22 protein-coding genes and 1 pseudogene are annotated in these 19,824 nt (G+C 40.7%); 6 read left to right on the plus strand and 17 right to left on the minus strand.

What is annotated here, in order from left to right; translation table 11 throughout:
• Positions 1-570: 570 nt before the first annotated feature.
• The 7 genes and pseudogenes from argC to FHS16_RS29505 all read right to left on the minus strand — a co-directional run.
• Positions 571-1,185: pseudogene (gene argC, locus FHS16_RS32125) on the minus strand (N-acetyl-gamma-glutamyl-phosphate reductase); the annotation flags it as partial.
• Between the two features lie 12 nt (positions 1,186-1,197).
• Entirely contained in the window at positions 1,198-1,515 is a 318-nt protein-coding gene (locus FHS16_RS32130) for an N-acetyl-gamma-glutamyl-phosphate reductase (RefSeq protein ID WP_246432035.1), read from the minus strand.
• Positions 1,516-1,690: 175 nt separating this feature from the next.
• Positions 1,691-1,885 carry a hypothetical protein gene (locus FHS16_RS29490; RefSeq protein ID WP_183570991.1) on the minus strand — a complete coding sequence of 65 codons (195 nt, stop codon included), beginning with the start codon at positions 1,883-1,885 and terminating at the stop codon, positions 1,691-1,693.
• A 65-nt stretch (positions 1,886-1,950) separates the two neighbouring features.
• Positions 1,951-2,097: a hypothetical protein gene (locus FHS16_RS31500; protein ID WP_221226508.1), complete on the minus strand. Its 147-nt coding sequence runs from the start codon at positions 2,095-2,097 to the stop codon at positions 1,951-1,953.
• Between the two features lie 204 nt (positions 2,098-2,301).
• Positions 2,302-2,463 (minus strand): hypothetical protein, encoded by a 162-nt coding sequence (locus tag FHS16_RS29495; RefSeq protein ID WP_183570993.1) that lies wholly within the window; start codon positions 2,461-2,463, stop codon positions 2,302-2,304.
• 34 nt (positions 2,464-2,497) lie between these two features.
• Complete coding sequence (locus FHS16_RS29500) at positions 2,498-3,334, minus strand: AAA family ATPase (RefSeq protein WP_183570995.1); 837 nt, start codon at positions 3,332-3,334, stop codon at positions 2,498-2,500.
• 775 nt (positions 3,335-4,109) lie between these two features.
• On the minus strand, positions 4,110-5,642 hold the full coding sequence (locus FHS16_RS29505; RefSeq protein WP_183570997.1) for a glycine betaine uptake BCCT transporter: 1,533 nt from the start codon (positions 5,640-5,642) through the stop codon (positions 4,110-4,112).
• Between the two features lie 256 nt (positions 5,643-5,898).
• Between FHS16_RS29505 and FHS16_RS29510 the strand changes: the two genes are divergently transcribed.
• From FHS16_RS29510 to FHS16_RS29525, 4 genes are read left to right on the plus strand one after another with little or no spacing between them, the layout of a single operon-like run.
• Complete coding sequence (locus tag FHS16_RS29510) at positions 5,899-6,507, plus strand: TetR/AcrR family transcriptional regulator (RefSeq protein ID WP_183570999.1); 609 nt, start codon at positions 5,899-5,901, stop codon at positions 6,505-6,507.
• Positions 6,508-6,522: 15 nt separating this feature from the next.
• Entirely contained in the window at positions 6,523-7,377 is an 855-nt protein-coding gene (locus FHS16_RS29515; protein ID WP_183571038.1) for an ABC transporter ATP-binding protein, read from the plus strand.
• The gene (locus tag FHS16_RS29520; RefSeq protein ID WP_183571001.1) at positions 7,374-8,084 is read left to right on the plus strand and encodes a fluoroquinolone export ABC transporter permease subunit; all 711 of its coding nucleotides are present in this window, start codon (positions 7,374-7,376) and stop codon (positions 8,082-8,084) included. The genes FHS16_RS29515 and FHS16_RS29520 overlap by 4 nt, the downstream gene beginning before the upstream one ends.
• Complete coding sequence (locus FHS16_RS29525; RefSeq protein ID WP_246432036.1) at positions 8,081-8,806, plus strand: Rv2686c family ABC transporter permease subunit; 726 nt, start codon at positions 8,081-8,083, stop codon at positions 8,804-8,806. The genes FHS16_RS29520 and FHS16_RS29525 overlap by 4 nt, the downstream gene beginning before the upstream one ends.
• Positions 8,807-8,823: 17 nt before the next feature.
• On the opposite strand, the gene FHS16_RS29530 is transcribed toward FHS16_RS29525, so the two are convergent.
• From FHS16_RS29530 to FHS16_RS29575, 10 genes are all read right to left on the minus strand, one after another.
• The gene (locus FHS16_RS29530; RefSeq protein ID WP_183571003.1) at positions 8,824-10,059 is read right to left on the minus strand and encodes a cation:proton antiporter; all 1,236 of its coding nucleotides are present in this window, start codon (positions 10,057-10,059) and stop codon (positions 8,824-8,826) included.
• Between the two features lie 27 nt (positions 10,060-10,086).
• Positions 10,087-10,452, minus strand: a complete 366-nt coding sequence (gene mnhG, locus FHS16_RS29535; protein ID WP_246432042.1) for a monovalent cation/H(+) antiporter subunit G — start codon at positions 10,450-10,452, stop codon at positions 10,087-10,089.
• On the minus strand, positions 10,436-10,720 hold the full coding sequence (locus tag FHS16_RS29540; protein WP_183571005.1) for a Na(+)/H(+) antiporter subunit F1: 285 nt from the start codon (positions 10,718-10,720) through the stop codon (positions 10,436-10,438). The genes mnhG and FHS16_RS29540 overlap by 17 nt, the downstream gene beginning before the upstream one ends.
• Positions 10,720-11,196, minus strand: a complete 477-nt coding sequence (locus FHS16_RS29545; protein ID WP_183571007.1) for a Na+/H+ antiporter subunit E — start codon at positions 11,194-11,196, stop codon at positions 10,720-10,722. Before FHS16_RS29545 ends, FHS16_RS29540 begins: the two co-directional genes overlap by 1 nt.
• Position 11,197: 1 nt before the next feature.
• Positions 11,198-12,679 carry a Na+/H+ antiporter subunit D gene (locus FHS16_RS29550; RefSeq protein WP_183571008.1) on the minus strand — a complete coding sequence of 494 codons (1,482 nt, stop codon included), beginning with the start codon at positions 12,677-12,679 and terminating at the stop codon, positions 11,198-11,200.
• The gene (locus FHS16_RS29555) at positions 12,672-13,010 is read right to left on the minus strand and encodes a Na(+)/H(+) antiporter subunit C (RefSeq protein ID WP_183571010.1); all 339 of its coding nucleotides are present in this window, start codon (positions 13,008-13,010) and stop codon (positions 12,672-12,674) included. The genes FHS16_RS29550 and FHS16_RS29555 overlap by 8 nt, the downstream gene beginning before the upstream one ends.
• A 1-nt stretch (position 13,011) precedes the next feature.
• Entirely contained in the window at positions 13,012-15,888 is a 2,877-nt protein-coding gene (locus FHS16_RS29560; protein WP_183571012.1) for a Na+/H+ antiporter subunit A, read from the minus strand.
• A gap of 496 nt (positions 15,889-16,384) precedes the next feature.
• On the minus strand, positions 16,385-16,684 hold the full coding sequence (locus tag FHS16_RS29565) for a hypothetical protein (RefSeq protein WP_183571014.1): 300 nt from the start codon (positions 16,682-16,684) through the stop codon (positions 16,385-16,387).
• A gap of 33 nt (positions 16,685-16,717) precedes the next feature.
• Positions 16,718-17,512 carry an ABC transporter permease subunit gene (locus FHS16_RS29570; RefSeq protein ID WP_183571016.1) on the minus strand — a complete coding sequence of 265 codons (795 nt, stop codon included), beginning with the start codon at positions 17,510-17,512 and terminating at the stop codon, positions 16,718-16,720.
• Entirely contained in the window at positions 17,509-18,399 is an 891-nt protein-coding gene (locus tag FHS16_RS29575) for an ABC transporter ATP-binding protein (protein WP_183571018.1), read from the minus strand. Before FHS16_RS29575 ends, FHS16_RS29570 begins: the two co-directional genes overlap by 4 nt.
• A 147-nt stretch (positions 18,400-18,546) precedes the next feature.
• Between FHS16_RS29575 and FHS16_RS29580 the strand changes: the two genes are divergently transcribed.
• Both FHS16_RS29580 and FHS16_RS32545 read left to right on the plus strand, forming a co-directional pair.
• Positions 18,547-19,140, plus strand: coding sequence for a TetR/AcrR family transcriptional regulator (locus FHS16_RS29580; protein WP_183571020.1), 594 nt, complete (start codon positions 18,547-18,549; stop codon positions 19,138-19,140).
• A gap of 294 nt (positions 19,141-19,434) precedes the next feature.
• Positions 19,435-19,662, plus strand: coding sequence for a hypothetical protein (locus FHS16_RS32545; protein WP_183571022.1), 228 nt, complete (start codon positions 19,435-19,437; stop codon positions 19,660-19,662).
• Positions 19,663-19,824 lie beyond the last annotated feature (162 nt).

The following is a 19,824-nucleotide window of genomic DNA, read 5'->3' on the forward strand; positions in this document are numbered from 1 at the left end:
GATTTGGAAGTATATTTGGTGTTACCGAAACATCCCATCTGGAGTCGAGTAGCTGAACTAATCGACTTTAGCTTTGCTGACGAGATCTGTGCACCACTGTACTCTTGCCGCGGACCGAAACCGTACGCCCCTGCACTTAAGCTGAAATTTCATATTGTACATCGATACTAATCTTTCCAATCGCGAAATGGAAAAGCAGTGATTGGCGTTTTGTTCATTAAGCGATTTTTTGGCTTACCGGTTTGCTTCACTGGATTCGATCACAGCACGATTGGACTTGACCATGAACGAATGGGGTCTGAGTTTCCTATCGCATTCGTACGCAAATCGTAAGCAAAAAGTATGATTATTTTTCAGGGTTATCCACATTTTGTTAACCGATCACACCCAAGATTTATAGATCAACTTCCTAATTGACTGATCAATCGCTTTATTCTTGCGAGGGAATGATTTTAGCCTGACCCTCTAAAATGAAAAAAGCGACAGCCGAGGACGTAAAAACTGCCCACGACTATCGCTATTTTTTTAACTATCGTTTCCCGATATCTTAATGAATAACCTATTTTCCTGTTAATCTAATCCAACACCTTCATCAAATCCAAGCATAATATTCATGTTTTGAATGGCTGCCCCCGAGGCGCCTTTTCCCAAATTATCAAATCTAGAAACAAGTAAAATTTCATCTTTATGACCAAACACAAATATGTCCAAATAATTCGTATTGTTGCATTGCATAAGATTAAAGAAGCCGTCTTCAAGATGTGCCTCAGAGTCGTACGGAATAACTCGAATGAAACGCTCATCTTTATAATACGAGGCAAGCAACTCTTGAACATCTCTTGCCGTTACAGTCTTTCTAAACAATCTAGGAAAGAGGGGGATAGTAATAGCATCACCCTGATAATAGTTTCCGACTATTGGAGTGAATAGCGGAGCTGTGTTTAAGCCAGAGTATAGTTGCATTTCAGGGAGATGCTTGTGGTTAAGGTTAAGGGCATATTGTCTTGGTGCGAAAAGCTCTTCTCTTTTTGAGTTCTGATATTCAGATATAAGTTGCTTACCTCCACCACTATAACCTGTGAGCGCATAACAAGACGCAGGGTACTCTAGTGGTATTACTCCTTCAGCTACCAATGGCTGCATAGCTAAAATAAACCCTGTTGCATGACATCCTGGGACAGATACCCTTGATGAGTTCTAGATATTATTTCTTTGATTTTTATGTAATTCTGGTAAGCCGTATGTCCACTCTTGGTTGGTCCTAAATGCCGTACTTGCATCAATTATTTTGGTTTTAGTATTACTAACCATAGATACAGAATCCCTTGAAGCCGAGTCTGGAAGACAGAGGAACACGACATCAGCTTCATTTAATAAAGTCTTACGGGCTTCGTAATCTTTTCGTTTTTCGAAATCAATCTTAATTACTTCTAGGTTAGAAATCTTAGACAAGTAATCATGTATTTTTAAACCAGTTGTACCTTCTTGCCCATCTACAAATATCTTATATTTCAAAATTAATCCCTCCTTCCAATATTAAATAATTATACATACTTGTGAATACTTATTCAATCATGTCATTGCGTTATCCTACCCGTTAACCTTATTCTCTGAGGGAGCGTAATGTGATATTACCTAATCGACTAAACGCATTTATTTTATAAGGAGAAGAGTTTATAGCTCCTTCTCATTAGTTTTTATAAATGTTATAGCTATCGATCGTTCCAATAAAAACACCGTAATTAAGCTTTCTTCGTCTGACTTTATAATCATGGGTGTCATCATGTTTCAGCGTCATACTACGATCACTCCAGACTTTTATGAGATCCTCATCGATTTTTAAAATCTGAGCGAGACTTTCAGGATTAGCATCAACAACTTGCATAAAATCAGCTCTTTTCCGTTAATTTTATGAAGAAGGCCGATCCTCAACGGGATCGGCCTTCTTTCTTACTTATAAAAATGTGCCAGCACATTAATTAAATCCTCTGGATGCAGCGTACCGAGATATTTATCAATTTTATGATGATCAAGTGGGACATACATCGCAAAACGAGCTACCCATGGCTTCTCCAGCCCAGTTGCTTGCCAGTACACTAAAGCAAGGTCCCGATTATCGCTCCCGCTCTCCTCTTGCGACGTCACTTTTTAAAACAATGGAGCGATTATCCTTTGTATTCAAAATAATACCTGGTCTGAGCTTTTCCTTATCGCCATCATCAAATGGATACAACACTAAATAACATCCCCGCGATTATGATTCATATGGACAAATAAAAAGAGACTATAATTTGATGCACATTAGTCTCTTATCCCCTTATTTATTTGATTGTTATCATAATCTTCTTCAAGTTTCTTTAAGTTTTCTTCAGCCTGCGACCAGATATCCGGCAGCTGCGCGTCAACCTTCTGATTGGCAACCGCAAAACGGTCTTTCAACGATTCATTGGACTTCTTCTCCAAACGAGATCGCCTCCCTTATGAAATCATTCATGTCTTAACGATACCACAAAACCAATGAGCACTCAAAGAAATGGATCCTTACAGCCGGTTCCCCCATGTACTCTTCTTTGGCCTCTTTGATATGCTGAAGCGTAATAGCTGTTGCTCTCAAAATCGACTTACGCTTTGCCTTCATATAGATCTGCTCCATCTCAGCGAAGCTACTTGTTGCAAACACATGTGCTATATCATCAATCAGCTGGCTCTTCTCATAATTATCAAATAGCTTTTGTGTATAAATCCGTCGTTCGGAAGCCGTTGGCACCTCATACTTCATCTTTGTATCAAATCGCCGCCAGACTGCGGTATCCAGTTCCTCGTCTAAATTTGTGGCTGCTAGTAAAATGCTATCAGCCTGAAACTCGTCCAGACACTGTAGCAGCGTATTGACCACACGAGACATTTCTTGCACATCTCTGTTACCCGTTCGATTTCGCGCAATGGCAACAAACTCGTCCAAAAAGAAGACACAAGGCGTTTTGATCGCATAATCAAATATCTTACGTATATTCCCTGCCGTCTCTCTCAGGTAGCTCCCTATAATCGTGTCCAGGCGCACGAGAATAAGAGGCAGCCCTAGCATGTGCGCTAAATAATACGCCGTTATGGTTTTTCCCGATCCTGGAGGACCATACATTAGAATCTTATTCGGCATCGAGACTCCCTGTTCCGTAAAAACAGTCTTGAGCTCATAAATCTCAAGCACTTCATCAATGATATTACGATTGATTTCGCTAGGTACAAGTTTATGAGATTTAGCTTTACAAGCCTCCGCCGAATGCATCACTGCCATATCTACGTCTTTACTCGCTGGTAATTTAGCAGCATTCATTTTAAAAACGCCTTTCATTTTCTAGTTCCGATATAAATTCCAAAAACAAAAAATATGTATGGTAATTTTGTAGAGCATCTTAGTGAGCTTGCAATTGCATTTGAGCTTGTTCTTAATTCAACTGACAATCGAATTATGACAGAACTAATTATTAAAAAGATCATTCCAAATAAAACGAAAGAAATTTACTTGAGTGAGAGAGAAATAGAAGAAATGAATCATATAAACTCAGGATACAGAAAAAACGAGGTAATATACTCCTAAAAAAAACCACCCATAATGGTGGTCCGTACTCATGATGAGCACTATAGGATTTGGATAGGAGTGGAGAGTCCTGTGCTTAACCTGTAGGTTTGAATGGTGTAATTTTATATCGTTAATTACCAAGCCACCTTCAGCAGCTATCTAGCCTACTAATTCTTCATAAAGCCCCCTCTTTCAGTTTCTTGTGGAGCATCCCTATCTTTACATTGTCCTTTATCCGCTCATCTCGAATCGACTTAGGAAGTCCAACCTTTAGATCAGGTTTTCCCTGCTTTCAAAGGTATCTTGGTGCTTTGTATTGCTGATATCGTCTCAAGTGTCTTCGCTGAACTCAAAAGAAACGAATTACATAAAGTAGCATTGAAGCATATAAAATAAGTTAGTTCATTGGCTTCTTACAATCTTGAAAAATAAAAAAGCATACTGACTGGTTTTACAAATTGAACTTTTATCCATCTTTAGGAGATAGCTTATCACACTGCTACCTACAGACTTATGGTATTTCATTCTTCTATGCTTCTTGTTCCTCCAGTAATCGTTTTAGTTTCAGACGCTGACGCTTTTCCCTTTGTCGACGTTCTTTGTCTTCAGCATGCAGAGATTTGAGAAGTGAGAAACACATGCCGATTAGTACAACGGCAAACGGTAAGGCGGCTACAATAGAGGCGGTCTGAAGACCGTTTAACCCGCCACTGATCAGTAACACCACCGCTATTGTGGATTGCAGGATTCCCCAGGTTAATTTCACTTTTATACTCGGATTTAGCTTGCCGTCCGAAGTTAGCATTCCCAGCACAAATGTAGCAGAATCAGCTGACGTAATAAAAAAGGTCATAATCAGGAGCGTAGCAATGAACGCTATTATGGTGCCAAACGGGAGTTGCTCAAGGGTGATAAAAAGAGCGGTAGTTGTATCTTCTTTTACAGCTTCCGCCAGATGGGCGGCATGAAACAATTCCAGGTGAAGCCCCGTTCCGCCAAAGACCGAAAACCAAATAAAACCAAACAGGCTCGGAATAATCATAACGTAGATTACAAATTCCTTGATAGTCCTTCCTTTAGATACCCTTGCGATAAACGTTCCAACAAAGGGAGCCCAAGCTATCCACCATGCCCAATAGAATAAAGTCCATGCACCAACCCATGTCCCCCTTGAAAAAGGAGTTAGTCTTAGACTCATATTAATGATGTTTTGCAGGTAACTGCCTAAAGTGGTCGTGAAGGTTTCGAATATAAAGGAAGTCGGCCCTGTAACCCAAACGAAAAGCATTAATAAAATAGCTATAACCAGATTTGTGTTGCTCATAATTTTAATTCCTTTGTCCAGACCTGTAGTTGCTGAAATAAGGAACAATACGGTCACAACAGCGATGATTACAATCTGACAAGTAACCGAGTTTTGTATCCCAAATAAATAATGCAACCCTCCGCCGATTTGAAGAGCTCCCAGACCAAGAGATGTCGCTACTCCAAAGATTGTGGCTATAACCGCCATAATATCAATAATTTTGCCTACCCAGCCAGTAGCAAGACGTTCGCCCAATAAAGGAATAAACGTTGAGCTGACCAAGCCTTTGTAGCCTTTCCGAAACTGGAAGTAAGCTAGTGTTAATCCGATAACGGTATAAATAGCCCAAGGATGAAGCCCCCAGTGAAAAAAAGAATATCGCATCGAAAACCTTGCTGCTTCTGTAGTACCGCCTACTGCTCCCTCAGGCGGAGATAAATAATGGGACAAAGGTTCAGCCACACCCCAGAATACCAGTCCAATGCCCATTCCTGCACTAAATAGCATTGACAGCCAGGATAGGGTAGCATATTCCGGTTCATCATCATCATCCCCCAGCCTAATGCTGCCAAACCGGCTGAATGCTAAATAGAAAGCAAAAACCAGAAAAAAAAGTGTAGCCAGTAAATAAAACCAACCAAAATTCTGGATGGAGTAGTTGTAAGCGACGCTAGCCATATCCGCCAACTGATTAGGAGCGACTGCTCCCCATATTGCAAAAAGCGCAACAATGATAATTGCAATGGTAAATACCATAACTGACCTCCGTTGACTTTAATCTGTATTCGGATTTTTATTCAGTATGTGTTAGTTCAGCTTGTAATATAACATTCTAAATATGATTGAACGGACGGCAGTTCGAACTTGTTGGTCCACTCAAGGTACCTTGTGGAGAATCGAAAGCGGAAATGTCCAAATTTTTATGTAGCACTTGACTTACATACTTCCAGCATCTATTGTGAATATAAAATAAATTTATTCATATATTCAAATACAGAAAGGATATTTCTCAATGCCAAAGAAATTCAATGATAAAGAAAAACAATGGATACGCCAAAAACTGATCGAAGAAGGCAAACGGCGTTTCGAATCACTCGGTCTTAGAAAAACAAGCGTAGAGGATTTAACAAAAGCCTCTGGAATCGCGCAGGGCTCCTTTTATATGTTCTTCGACTCCAAAGAAGAGCTTTTTTATCATATCCTACTTGAAGAGGAGGCCGGTATACGTAATCAGCTTCTTGCCTTGGTAAGCGAATCAGCCATAGTAACCAAAGAGGGTATTCAGCGTTTTTTACTCGACGCAATACGTCTATTAGGGGAAAGTCCTTTAATACGCCAGATGTATCTGGAGGGTGAATTTACTCAGCTTGTCCGGAAGCTTCCTGCTGAGCTGTTGGAGCAAAATTTCTCGGAAGATACCGACGCATTAATGCCCGTAATCCGCACTTGGCAAGCAGCTGGCATTCTCGTACATACCCGTCCAGAGTTAATTGTCAGCATGATTAGATCTTTAGTTCTGCTAACTTTGCATAAGCAAGAAATTGGAGCCGATATTTATACCGACACCCTATCCTTTTTACTTGATTTAATCTCGGACGGAATGGTCTCTAAAAGAGATTAAGGAGGACAATTGGTGATTATTCATGTTGAACAGCTAAAATATGCCTACCCAGGATCAACAAACACTATTCTACACGGTTTGAACTTTTCTATTGCACAAGGGGAAGTTTTCGGATTTTTAGGGCCATCCGGCGCTGGAAAAAGTACGACTCAAAAAATACTTATCGGAGCTCTCACAAATTATACAGGAAGCGTGCAAGTTCTCGGAAAGGAAATGAGAAATACCACTCCCGATTATTATGAAAGCATTGGCGTCGCATTTGAATTCCCTAACTTTTACAGCAAATTTACTGCGCTTGAAAATTTAAATATCTTTCGGTCCCTTTATGCCGGTAGTACGGAGGAGCCAATGCGCTTACTGAAGCAGGTTGGACTTGAGGATGCGGCCCATTTAAAGGTGTCCCAGCTTTCTAAAGGCATGAAAATGAGGCTGAATTTTTGCCGTTCCTTGCTTCATCGTCCTTCTATTTTATTTCTAGATGAGCCCACTTCAGGCTTGGATCCCGTCAATGCCAAACATATGAAAGACTTCATTTTAGAGAAAAAGGCCGCCGGAACAACCATCGTCATCACCACACATAACATGGTGGCAGCCGAGGAGCTTTGTGATCGTGTCGCCTTCATAGTCGATGGTCAAATCAGGCTTATTGATTCCCCACGTGAGCTTAAGCTGCGCCATGGGCAAAAGAAGATACGAGTTGACTACTTGAAGCAGCAAGAACAATTATCGGAGCAATTTTCCATGATCGGACTGGCGGATAATCCATACTTTCTAAACCTCCTACGAAATGAACAGATTGAAACCATACACTCCTTAGAAGCCACGCTTGAACAAATATTCATCGATATAACTGGGAGATCGTTGCAATGAGAATGTTAATGACGATCATATACGATATTCGCTTCCAATGGCGGCATGGGTTTTACCTAGTATATCTATTGGTCTGTTCGATCTACCTGATCATGCTCCACTTTATTCCTGTCCAGTACAAAGAAACTGCTGCCCTCCTGCTCACCTTCTCTGACCCGAGCGCGCTCGGATTAATTCTAGCCGGTGGGATCGTATTGCTGGAGAAGGATCAGGGCATACATGACAGTCTATTTGTAACGCCGCTTCGTTTAAGAGAATACCTGATCGCTAAAGCGATTTCCTTGTCTTTAATCTCTGTATTATCGGCATGGGCTATCCATATTTTTGCATTAGGGACACCTTCTTCTCCCCTTTTATTTACGACTGGCGTCATGCTGACTTCCAGCTTATTCACTTTACTATCGATAGGGATAGTCGTACGCACGCAATCCGTTAACGGGTTTATTCTCTTGTCCCAGCTGTATGCTCTGCCGTTAGCATTGCCATTACTCCATTTCCTTGGTATAGGGAATAAGTACATGTACTTGATTTTCCCAACGGAAGGTTCTCTCCTACTATTGAAATCGATGATGCGGCAGCTATCGACCGGAGAGGCTATTTATGCAATCATCATTTTATCTATTGGCAATGCAGTGGTTTTCTACTGGGCACAGTATTCCTTCAAAAGGAGCCTATTAATGGGTCTGGGGAGAGGAGAAGGATCATGATGAAGCTTCTGGCACTAACGAAAAATGATGCTCGACAAATTTGGAAGGATCCCCTGCTCATGGCTAGCTTGCTTGGTCCATTAGTACTCATAGTGTTTGCGCGTTTCATTATTCCTCCTCTTTCCGGCTGGGTAGAGCAGCATTATGGGTTTCCAGTAATTGATTATTTCGATTTCATCGCTGTCATTCTGCTGCTTACGATACCGCTTCTTTCCGGTACGATGGCCGGACTGCTCATGCTTGATGAACGCGATGAAAATATGATTGCCTATTATGCCATTACCCCGCTAACCCGTAAAGGTTATTTTATATACCGGTTATATGGGCCTGTCCTTTTGTCGATTGGACTGTCCAGCTTGTTTTTTCTATGGTCTGGCATTACAGAGGTTCAAATAGAAGGCCTCTATTTCGTGATCCTGCTCACGATAGAGGCTCTCTGCATGGCTCTATTTTTAGCTGCGTTTGCTGCCAATAAGGTAGAAGGCTTAGCTTTATCCAAAATTAGCGGTTTACTGTTTGCAGGTCCCATTATCGCTGCCTTCGCCCCCTTTCCGTGGTCGTATGTGGGAGCATGGATTCCGACGTATTGGCCTGCAAAAAGCTATTTATTAGCCGTTTCAGAAAAACCGTTTCTTTCCTTCGGCTCATTTATAATTGGTCTTGTCTTGCACCTCATTTTGTTAAATGGCATGCTTCGTTCATTCTTGAAAAGAATGGATTAGCAACAGTTAACTTTGTCTTAAACAGACTTTCCCTTCTGCTGCTCGCTTAATCCAAGCTTCATAACGAGTGGCTTAATGGTCAAACCCTGCACAAGAAGAGAGAAAAGCACAACGCTAAATGTTAGAACAAGAACATCGTCTCTCCCTTCAAAAGTAGGCGGCAAGCTGAGGGCGAGTGCTATCGATAGACTCCCCTTTAGCCCTCCCCAGTTCAAGACCGCTTTCCATGAGCGGGAAAATCCTTTTATAAAATGAACGCTTGTATAAAGGGCTATTGTCCTTCCTGCAAGTACAATAAGGATAGCAGCGGCAATCATAACCCATTTATCGGTAAAGTCAATATTTTTGATTTCAATACCGATCATCAAGAAAATAAGGGAGTTTGCGATTAAGGTAACGACATCCCAAAAAGAATTTATATTTACTTTTGTTGTCTCAGACATACCGATTTTCGCGCCATAGTTCCCAAAAATCAAGCCAGCAACTACGACCGCAATAACGCCTGATACATGAAAATGCTCGGCTATAAAGAAGCTTCCGAAAAATAATAGCATGGAGAATGCAATTTCAAGGGGGTAATCATCGTAAAATCGGATAAGCTGCGAGAATAGATACCCTAATACCGTACCAATTAGAATACCGCCGATTGCGAATTTTAAAAACAGCAGCAGTCCGCTGCCAAGGCCTAGCCATCCGAGTTCCATATAGGAGAGCAGATACAAAGACGATATTTGAAATAGGACAACGGCAATCCCGTCATTTAGCAAAGACTCGCCTTCAATAATGGTAACGACCGACTTCGGTACGCCCAATGACTTAAAGATGGAAATGACGCTTATCGGATCCGTTGCGCTCATTAATGCGCCAAATGTGAACGCTACAATCAAGGGAAGATCAAGTAAGTAATAAGCAGAGAATGCAATGATCAGGAATGAAAGTAGTGTGCCGCCAAAGGCTAAAGCGAGTACTGGCTTACTCTGCTCTTTAAGATGGGAAAACGGTAGCTTTAATGTTGCATCCCCTAATAAAATAGGTAAAAACAAAGAAATAATTATGGCTTGAAATACATGCGACTGTGTAATAAATGCTTCTGCTTCCTCTAATAATGGAATATTCGTAACGCCCATAAGAAGACCCACGATGACCAGAGCAATGGAGTAGGGCTGATTCAACTTCTTCGAAATGCCAATAACAAATATTGAAACTGCTAAAAGCACCAATAATTGAATGAAGGTTTCGTTAAATTCATGCATTGCTGACTCCTCTTTTCTAATGGGTTCTTACTTTCGTTGTTCTTTTTTCAGCGCATTCTTCAAATCATCCTGCACGGTTTCTTCCCATAATGCAACACCCGATCGATATGCAGCCCTTCCGTTCAAATGACCGGCTACCGGCGCTGTTATAAATACAAATACGATGCCAAGTAGCAGCTTTGCGCTTGAATGCTCCAAGTAAAACATAAAATAGAGGAATGTGCCGATTAAAATAAGCAAAACGCCAAGCGTCGCGCTTTTGGTGGCTGCATGCGATCTTAAGTAAACATCTGGCAGCCTTATGAGGCCAAATGCACTTAGCGCGCTAATAAGCGAACCAAACAAAATGACCAATCCTAGGAGCAGTTCTCCAAGCTTACTTATCATCTCCATGCTCAATGACTACACCCCTCTCTATATATCTTGCAAAAGCTGTTGTACCGATAAAGGTTAAAATGCCAATTAGCAAAATAATATCGAAATATGTTTTTGTTTTCAGCAGCATGCTGATAACGGCTATCATCGATAATAAAATAACGCCTATCGTATCCAGTGCGGCAATCCGATCCGGTACGGAGGGACCCAAAAGCAGTCGATACAAGCAACCTAAGATAGCTAGCGATAATACACCAAGTGAGACGAGCAGCATTGCATTCAACATTAACGGGTCACCTCCATAATCGCTTTTTCAAAGGAACTTTTAATTTGCTGGGATAGCATCTCTGCATCACTAATATCCATAGCATGAATATACAGCGTCCGTCCGTCTCTAGATACGTCTAACGTCAACGTGCCTGGTGTCAAACAGATTAAACAAGAGAGAACGGTAATCTCCCAGTCTGTTTGGAGTTCGGTCTGATAAGCTACAATCCCAGGACGAATAGACAGTTTTGGCCGAATAATGAGTCCAATAACAACAAAGCTCGAGATAAATAATTCTTTCACAAACAAAATAAGCAGCTTTATAACCGCCCATACCCTCTTTAGATAAAAATCATGAGGCCAAAAACGGCTAAGCAGTCCAATACTTACAGCACCAACCAAGTAGCCGATTGTAAACCTAGGAAATGACCAGTCATTATGCAGAAACATCCAAACGACGGCTATGATCAAATTTAATAAGATTTGCAAGGCCATCTCATCTACTCCTTAATACTGCATCAATATAGGTTGCTGGACTGCTAAGTGTATTCCCTGCTTCCGAAACAAAACGATACACCCACTCCGAGCCGAATCCCATACCAATAAGGAGTAAGCACAAACTGCCAGCCGTAATCGTGAATCCTTTGTTGATTTTAGGCCATGTATGGCCATTCTTCATTTCTTCTCCCCAGAAAACGGCCATAAACAGTTTGATTAGCGAGTAAAGCACGATAAAACTTGAAGCTAGTGATATCGCTGTTAGCAAATAATAACCCTCCTGCAAACTGCCTCTAATAATAAGAAGTTTTCCTGTAAAACCGCTTAATGGCGGAATTCCAGCTATAGCAAGCGTTGCAATAAAAAACATCCAGCCCATAAGCGGATAACGCTTTATGAGTCCTCCCATTTCAGTCAATCGACTAGTTCCGGCTAAATACACGAGCATGCCACCCACGATAAACAGAAGTGCTTTTGCCGCCATATCATGCAGCAAATAAAATACAGTTCCATTTAACGCGTCCTCCGTGCCAACCGATAAACCCACGGCTATAAAACCTACACTTATCACTACATTATAATTTAAAATTCGCCATATATCTGAATAGGCTATTGCACCGAAAGCGCCAAATATCATAGTAGCTGCCGCCATCCAAGCCATCCAACTATGCGTGACAGCCGGTTCATGATAAAAGATGAGCGTGAACATTCTTATCAGCGCATATAGGCCGACCTTCGTGAGCAATGCGGCAAACAAAGCCGATATGGCTGCAGGAGGAACGCTGTAAGATCCTGGAAGCCAGAAAAACAAGAATAGCCCCGCCTTTAACGAAAATACGATAAGAAACATGATGGCAATTACATTCAAAACGCCGTCCTGTCCTGCCTGCGCAATACGAACTGAAAGGTCTGCCATATTCAACGTGCCGACAACGCCGTATAAATAAGCAACGGCTGCTACAAACAATGTCGAGGATAGGATATTGATTAAAATATATTTTAACGTTTCCCGCAATTGTCGTTTCGTTCCACCTAGAACGATTAAGGCGTAGGAGGAGATAAGCATTACCTCAAAGCATACGAACAGATTAAACAAATCTCCTGTAAGAAATGAGCCCATTACACCAACCAGAAGAAACTGAAAGAACGGGTAAAAGTAATGGCTCTCCCTTTCCTTACCCATTGTTCCAAAGGCAAAAAACAAACATGCCGCCCCCACTATTGAAGTTGTCAGGATTAGTAATGCTGCCAGCATATCAGCAACAAAAACGATTCCATAAGGCGGTAACCAGCCCCCCATATAAAGCGTTTGAATCCCATCTGTTTTGACTTGATACAGAATAACAGATGAAACAATGAGGTTAAGCAAGATACTTATGGCGCTGATCCATCTCTGCCAAGCGATTTGTTTATGGATAAATAAAAGAAAAACAGCGGTACATAAAGGGATTAGAAGCGGTAAAACAAGTAGGTTATTCATCGTCCTTCCCCCTTAATTGCTCCATATCATCCGTTCCTAACTTCTGGTAAGCCTTATAGGCCAACACGAAAAAAAATGAGGTTACACCGAAACTAATGACGATAGAGGTTAGAATAAGTGCCTGCGGCAGCGGGTCGACATAAGCCTCAGCTTTTTCCCCGAGAAGCGGTGCTTCGCCCGTCTTCAGCCTAGACATCGTAAGCAAGAGCAAATGAACCCCATGTGTAAGAATAGATGTGCCTAAAATAATGCGCAGAAGGCTTTTAGACAGAACGAGATATACCCCGACAGTAAAAATAACGCCTATTGCCAGTGACATATATAATTCCATGCTACTCATCCCTCCCTATCGTTAAAATAATGTTCATTGTGATGCCAATGACCGTTAAATAGACCCCTAAATCAAATAGCATCGCCGTTGCAAGCTCCGTGTCGCCTAGAATAGGCAGCATGAAGTGTCCGAATGAATGGCTGAGAAACGGAGCTTTTACAAAGAAAGAGCCTATCCCCGTCAGTAACGCAACGGTGAGCCCGACAGCCGTTAATATCTTGAAGTCGATGGGTATAACCTCTCGCATCGTTTTGATTCCAAATGCCATGGTGAGCAAAACAAATGCAGCTGAAGCCATTAGCGCCCCTATGAATCCTCCGCCAGGATTATTGTGGCCTGCAAAAAACAAGTACAGCGAAAACGTCAAAATAATGAAAATAACGACTTTGGAAATCGTCTGAAGGATGACGTCATTGCTTTTAATTACGGGAAATGCATATTTTCCTCTGCTGCTCATTTTGGGAAGGGTCATTTTTTCCCCCTCTGGGTCCAGTTTCAGCTTAATCATGGCATAAATGCCGAAGGAAGCAATCGCAAGCACAACGATTTCAAGCATGGTGTCAAAGCCGCGGAAATCGACAAGGATCACGTTGACTACATTTTTGCCGCCAGCTAGATGATAGCTTTCCTTCAAGAAAAAATCAGATATGGATTCAAACGACCGGTTTCCGCTCGCGCTTAGCGCAATTAGTGTCATGACCGTACCGACACCAGCCGCTATCGCAAAATTAGACAGCCTAAAACGCAAAGGTGCAATTTTTTTGCTTAATTTAGGCAAGTGATAAAAGCAAAGCAGAAACAAGGTTACAGAAACCGTTTCTACGATCATCTGCGTCAAAGCTAAGTCCGGAGCATGGAAAATGACAAAAAACAAAGTAACCATATACCCGGCAGTTCCGGTTAAAATAATAGCCATCATTCTTGACTTTGTGAACGGTATGGCAATAACGGATAAAACCAATACGACAATAATAATGGCTTCATACATCGATGTAGGCGCAAAATTAGTGAAATCAAATTGCATGCTTTGCGACTGCATCATGGTATAACTTAGTGAAATGATAAGAAATACAAAAATGTAGATCAAGTAATGGCGGATAGACCCCGTCATATACCCATTCGTTATCCCTTTTGAGAATCGGTTTAGTAAATAGAGCCCTCCATCATACATGTTGTTTAAAGTCACTTTTCGAACGATGGGTTCACTGATTAGTTTCAACCGATGATGCAGCTTGAACAGGATAGTTCCAATTAAAATAACCCCAATTGTCATATAAATTTCAGTCGTCCAGCCATGCCAGAAATGAATGGAGACAAGAAAACGTTCTCCTGACAGAAGCATGCTTGGATGGATAGCAGCCATAGCCGGTTCAATTAAGGAATATGCGATCAAATTCGGGAAGAATCCAATCACAATGGCTAACGATGCAAATATAACTGGCGATATCAGCATCCCCATGGGTGCTTCATGCGGCTTATCTGTAAGCTTCTCAAGCTGTATAGGTCCTCTAAAGGTTTTGAATAATAGAACCATACTGTAAACAAATGTGAATATACTGGCGATCCATGCAATAACCGGCACAAGAACAAGAAGAAACTGCAAATCCATAATATCCATCTCTTTAATATTGAGAGCTGCAGTAAAAAACATTTCCTTACTCAGAAAACCGTTAAACGGAGGTAAACCAGCCATAGAAAACGTACCGATAAGCGCAATTGAAAAAGTAATCGGCATGAAGGACATCAGGCCTCCAAGCTTCCGAATATCCCTGGTTCCTGTTCCATGGTCAACAATCCCAACAACCATAAACAAAGCGCCTTTAAATACAGCATGATTAATAAGATGAAAAATGGCCGCCATCGTTGCTTTTGTGTAGAAAAGAGAATCCGTTCCACCTGTGTAGAAGGCTGCTGCCGATCCAAGTCCCAGCAAGCTCATAATGAGGCCAAGCTGACTAATGGTGGAAAACGCGAGCAATGCCTTTAGGTCTGTTTGCTTCATAGCCCGGTAAGATCCGTATATCATGGTAAGCAGTCCGACAAATGATATAAGCCAGAACCAAGCGGTCTCCCCGGAAAATACAGGACTGAACCTTGCAACTAAATATAATCCTGCCTTAACCATTGTCGCAGAATGGAGATAGGCGCTTACTGGGGTTGGAGCCTCCATGGCATCCGGCAGCCAAATATGAAAAGGAAATTGCGCTGATTTTGTAAATGCGCCAATCAGAACGAGTATCATGGCAGGAGTAAATAACGAATGATTCGTAACGATGTCTAAACTCCCTAATATTTCTCGGATACTGAACGTGCCTGACATCACATAAAACATGACAAAACCAGCCAACATGGATAAGCCGCCAAATACGGTAATCAGCATCGATTTTAATGCGCCATATCTTGATTTCTCCCTCTGATGCCAGAACGCAATCAGCAGAAAGGAAGAAATACTTGTGAGCTCCCAAAACCCGTAAAGGACGATAAGATTATCGGACAGCACAACGCCAAGCATAGCTCCCATAAATAAAAGCAAATAAACATAAAAGGAGTTGATAGCCTCCTTTTTTTTATCCAAATAAAATATGGAATAAAGGACTACCAACGCTCCAATCCCCGTTATAAGCAAAGAAAATAATAAGCTTAATCCATCCAAGTACAGGGCTATTGAAATACCAAGCGATGGAATCCAAGGAATAGCTGTTGAAATGCTGCTTCCATTTTGTATAGATGTAATTTGGCCCATAAAAAATGCGAATAATAATACAGGAATCGTTAGAACAATCCACCCCGTGTGCGTACGAGAAATCAGTTTTTGCAAAAGCGGACTAACAGCGGCTCCAATAAATGGTAAAAAAACAGCGATCAGCAAGAAAGACATTTCAACCCTCCAAATCATTAGACTTAACTCAATAAGCATTTCCCATATTCAGTAAAAATACTTCATTTTCACGCGATTCCCTAAAAAAACGCAAAAAGAGCCCGCTGTTGGCAGGCTCCTCCGATAAAACTAATTATTTATTTGTTTGCAAAACCATTTCCAATTATATCTTCTAAACCTACCACTGTCAAACAGAAACCACCCAATTGAATAAATATACATATGTGAGGAGATTACTATGGATGAAGGAGTGATGTATCTTGTATCGGGTTAGAGCATGGAGCAGTTTAACTATTTTTCTTATTCTTTTTGGACTTGCATGGGCAATGGATTCACACATACATAAACAACACACTATTCAACAAGAATTTTCTCCGATTGATAAAGGCTATACCATTTACTCTTCGCTAACCCGCCAGCCCGTTGTTGATCCAATAACACCCTATGGGCCGCGAGAATACGTTAGAATTATACGTATTCAAACGCTGTTAGATGATTAGTGCTGATCCTGTATCTTGTGTATAGCTGCCTTAACCACTTTAATGAAGCCAGTTGGGTCCGTTTTGATGGAATAAGAAAATATTCCATGCTTTGTATGCAAATAGAGGAAGCCTTCTTCGCTGCCTAAACGTCGGTATGAGATATCAAATAACTCTCGGATAAGGAATTCATGATATCGGGTTGTGATTTTATCTGGATACAGCTGAATGAACCGTTCATTTACCACCGTTATTTGCTCATTGCCGATAATTTCACGCCCCACCTTATAATAGGGCATTTCTGCAATCCATTTCATGAATGATCTCCTTGTCCTACTACAAACCTCAGATTACAAAGGTAAATCTCTTCGTTTAAATACATAAATAGCACCCCAATAAAACAATAGTCCAATCATACCAAGACCAATTATGCTTGGCAAAAGATTTGCACTCCCAACTGCTATTTCTGCAGGTTTGAAGAAAGTAAGTACAGTAAATCGACCTAGCCATTTCAGATCATTGGACATATTTGAAAGCAATTGAAACATGTAGAATACGACTGACAATGCTCCCGAAGAAAGAAGCGATTGTTTAGACTCGTTGAATAGAGTGGAAAAGAAGAAGGCATAGCCGCTAATAGCAAAAAACAATAAAAAACCCATTACATTAATTTGAATAAATGCTATACGGTTGAAATCATCTTGATCATTTAGAATTGGGCCCACAATTAAACCCACTACTGTTGTAATTGATGTAAGCAGGAATAGCCCTGAAAGCAGGACAGCGGCTTGTGTTAGTGCTATTTTTCTTCTAGAAATGGGTGTAGCAAGAAAATAGGCCATTGATCCCCGATCTACTAAATTAGCCATTAATTGATTTGCAGCGATGATACATAAAATAATCATAAAAACAACAAAAGTAACGCCGTAAAAGCCTGTCGCTATAAATCCTGTCATTCCATGTAGACCAGCGCTTATCCCCAACGCATTACGCATAGCCTCGGGCAGCATTGCGAATGGATCAGTTTCAAGACTTGATGTATACATCCCCATAATAACAAGTAAATAAAATAAGATGAGTGCAGTAAATATTGCAAACAGTCTATAGGTTCTCTGCACTGTGGACAAGAATAGCGCTCTGTTCATCCCATTCTCTCCTTTTGATTATAATAATGCATAAAAATGTCTTCAAGCTTCTGTGCATGAATATCCATATTTTTCACTTTACACTTCGATAGTGTTTGAATGAAATCATCATAGTTACCTTGCAAAGCTATTTTTATTGTTAGCCCCTCCTCATTAACAATTTCTATATTTGATTCGCGTATAACAGTGATATCCTGCTTCGTAGCAAGGGTGAGATCAATCATTTTTCTTTGCATCGATTGCAGCTGCTGCACATCTTCAATTGCGATAATACGACCATCTTTTATTATTCCTGCTCGGTCACAGGTTCGATTGATTTCCTCAAAGCTGTGTGAAGACATGATCACTGTCTTTCCGGCGTTCTTTGCCTCCTTTACCAGCACAATAAATACATTTTGCATGAGTGGATCAAGTCCGGATGTTGGCTCATCAAGAATAAGCACCGTGGGGGCGTGCATGAAAGCCGCTACAATTCCGACCTTCTGTTTCATGCCTTTCGACATTTTGCGAAATGGAGTATGGACATCAAACTGCAATCGTTCGATTAGGAGATCAAGTGATGTATCATAATCCTTCATACCCCTCATTCCAGCAAGCAGCTTTAGGAATTGGTATCCGTTCATTCCTTCTGGAAAAGCAATTTCCCCTGGCAAATAACCAACTTGATGTTGAATATCTGCGCTCTCTCTCCAGCAATCAAGACCATTAATTTCTGCGTTTCCGCTTTCTGGTTTAATGAATCCCATTAAATGACGAATAGTCGTAGACTTACCTGCACCATTTGGACCCAAAAAACCGAAAACTTCCCCACGCTTTACTGTAAAGTTCAATTGAAATATGCCTCTACCATTTTTAAACGTCTTCGTTAGCTCATTGAGTTGAATCATCCTGCACCAACTCCTTTGTATGTTTTGAACTATACTTATATATACTATTCATAATATTGCTGAATAGCTACAATATCAACATGTTTTTGAATAAAATCCGTTGTAATCATTCAAATCGTAAGATATGCTTAAGACGAGGTGAGTAGAATGAATGGATACCGGCAGCGTACAGAAAACAAAAGAAAAGCCATACAACTTGCCGCGCTTGATTTGTTCGCTAGCCACGGCATTGCGAAAGTTAGCCTTGCTGAAATTGCAAAGAAGGCTCGTGTATCGCCTGTAACAATCTATAATTATTTTGGCACTAAAGATGCGCTTGTGAAAGCAGTCATGATTTACTTCTTAGAGGAAGAATGGCGAAGACAAATTGAGCTCATGCAAAGTGATCTGCCGTTTCATGTGAAAGTAAAAAAACTAATGTTTGACGGTGAAGAGTGGACTGGTAAATGGAATAAAGAAATTCTTGAAGAGTTGCTTTCCAATGACGAAGAGTGGAAAATAATGGTCGAAAATGTGTTTGAGGATGTTTTACCAGAATTAATGCGATTCATCGAGACTGGGAAAAACGAGGGTTATATCGATCATGATTTGTCTTCTAATACTATACTTGTCTATTTTAGGCTTCTCAAGGAAATTAAGCTCACACCTATTTATAAAGAAGTAAGTACCAATACACGAATGCTCGAGGAACTAAGTAAAATAATATTTTATGGTTTACTTAATTATAAAATAGAGGAATAAATTTTAAAAAAGCAGAAAAACATTTTGCTGCACAATCTGATAGACCATTTAGGGAGAATTTACATCTTTAATTATAGAAGTATTTTAAAAACGTTCGATTCGGCGTTAATACTCCCGCCTCTACATTCGCTTTGGTCAGCCAGTGAGAATTGGCTGATCATTTTATCTATTTGAACTAATCATTCACTTTACAAAATATGAAAAACTTCTTAGCATTACCGACAACGAGCTTCCTTTAAGTACTCATATTCAATATTACCTTTAAAGTAATATCATAATTGCAGGAGGATGACTATGAGTAATATGAATCAAGCACGAACGTTTCTTGGTTTATCCAAGTTATCTGTAGCCACCGTAGATTGGCTAAAATATAAGATGAATCCACCTCAGTTAATCGTACTAGTCTTTTTTGGTTTAATTTGGATCGGCGCATTCCTTTTGATGCTCCCTATTTCTACAGTAAACGGAACTTCAATCGGTTTAATTGATGCATATTTACAGCTACCTCCGCGATATGTGTGAACGGACTAACTGTTTTGGATACAGGCACAACCTTTTCTCAGTTCGGACAAGTCGTTATCATGATATATGACCTTGCCCCGAATAGATGGACACGAAGAAAACCTCTATAATAAATCATGGAGGGGTTCATATGGGACAACGGAAGAAATTCGACAAGGCATT

The organism is Paenibacillus endophyticus (assembly GCF_014192395.1).
Lineage (GTDB): Bacteria > Bacillota > Bacilli > Paenibacillales > Paenibacillaceae > Pristimantibacillus > Pristimantibacillus endophyticus.

Bases quoted from the DNA above. Each gene is read 5' to 3' on its own strand.
- FHS16_RS29525 (WP_246432036.1), top strand. From the start codon at position 8,081: ATGATGAAGCTTCTGGCACTAACGAAAAATGATGCTCGACAAATTTGG.
- FHS16_RS29505 (WP_183570997.1), bottom strand. From the start codon at position 5,642: ATGGTATTTACCATTGCAATTATCATTGTTGCGCTTTTTGCAATATGG.
- FHS16_RS29555 (WP_183571010.1), bottom strand. From the start codon at position 13,010: ATGGAATTATATATGTCACTGGCAATAGGCGTTATTTTTACTGTCGGG.
- FHS16_RS29560 (WP_183571012.1), bottom strand. From the start codon at position 15,888: ATGTCTTTCTTGCTGATCGCTGTTTTTTTACCATTTATTGGAGCCGCT.
- FHS16_RS29545 (WP_183571007.1), bottom strand. From the start codon at position 11,196: ATGGCCTTGCAAATCTTATTAAATTTGATCATAGCCGTCGTTTGGATG.
- mnhG (WP_246432042.1), bottom strand. From the start codon at position 10,452: ATGGAGATGATAAGTAAGCTTGGAGAACTGCTCCTAGGATTGGTCATT.
- FHS16_RS29565 (WP_183571014.1), bottom strand. From the start codon at position 16,684: ATGAAATGGATTGCAGAAATGCCCTATTATAAGGTGGGGCGTGAAATT.
- FHS16_RS29550 (WP_183571008.1), bottom strand. From the start codon at position 12,679: ATGAATAACCTACTTGTTTTACCGCTTCTAATCCCTTTATGTACCGCT.
- FHS16_RS29575 (WP_183571018.1), bottom strand. From the start codon at position 18,399: ATGATTCAACTCAATGAGCTAACGAAGACGTTTAAAAATGGTAGAGGC.
- FHS16_RS29500 (WP_183570995.1), bottom strand. From the start codon at position 3,334: ATGAATGCTGCTAAATTACCAGCGAGTAAAGACGTAGATATGGCAGTG.
- FHS16_RS29490 (WP_183570991.1), bottom strand. From the start codon at position 1,885: ATGCAAGTTGTTGATGCTAATCCTGAAAGTCTCGCTCAGATTTTAAAA.
- FHS16_RS29570 (WP_183571016.1), bottom strand. From the start codon at position 17,512: ATGAACAGAGCGCTATTCTTGTCCACAGTGCAGAGAACCTATAGACTG.
- FHS16_RS32545 (WP_183571022.1), top strand. From the start codon at position 19,435: ATGAGTAATATGAATCAAGCACGAACGTTTCTTGGTTTATCCAAGTTA.
- FHS16_RS29540 (WP_183571005.1), bottom strand. From the start codon at position 10,720: ATGTTGAATGCAATGCTGCTCGTCTCACTTGGTGTATTATCGCTAGCT.
- FHS16_RS29580 (WP_183571020.1), top strand. From the start codon at position 18,547: ATGAATGGATACCGGCAGCGTACAGAAAACAAAAGAAAAGCCATACAA.
- FHS16_RS29520 (WP_183571001.1), top strand. From the start codon at position 7,374: ATGAGAATGTTAATGACGATCATATACGATATTCGCTTCCAATGGCGG.
- FHS16_RS29530 (WP_183571003.1), bottom strand. From the start codon at position 10,059: ATGCATGAATTTAACGAAACCTTCATTCAATTATTGGTGCTTTTAGCA.
- FHS16_RS29510 (WP_183570999.1), top strand. From the start codon at position 5,899: ATGCCAAAGAAATTCAATGATAAAGAAAAACAATGGATACGCCAAAAA.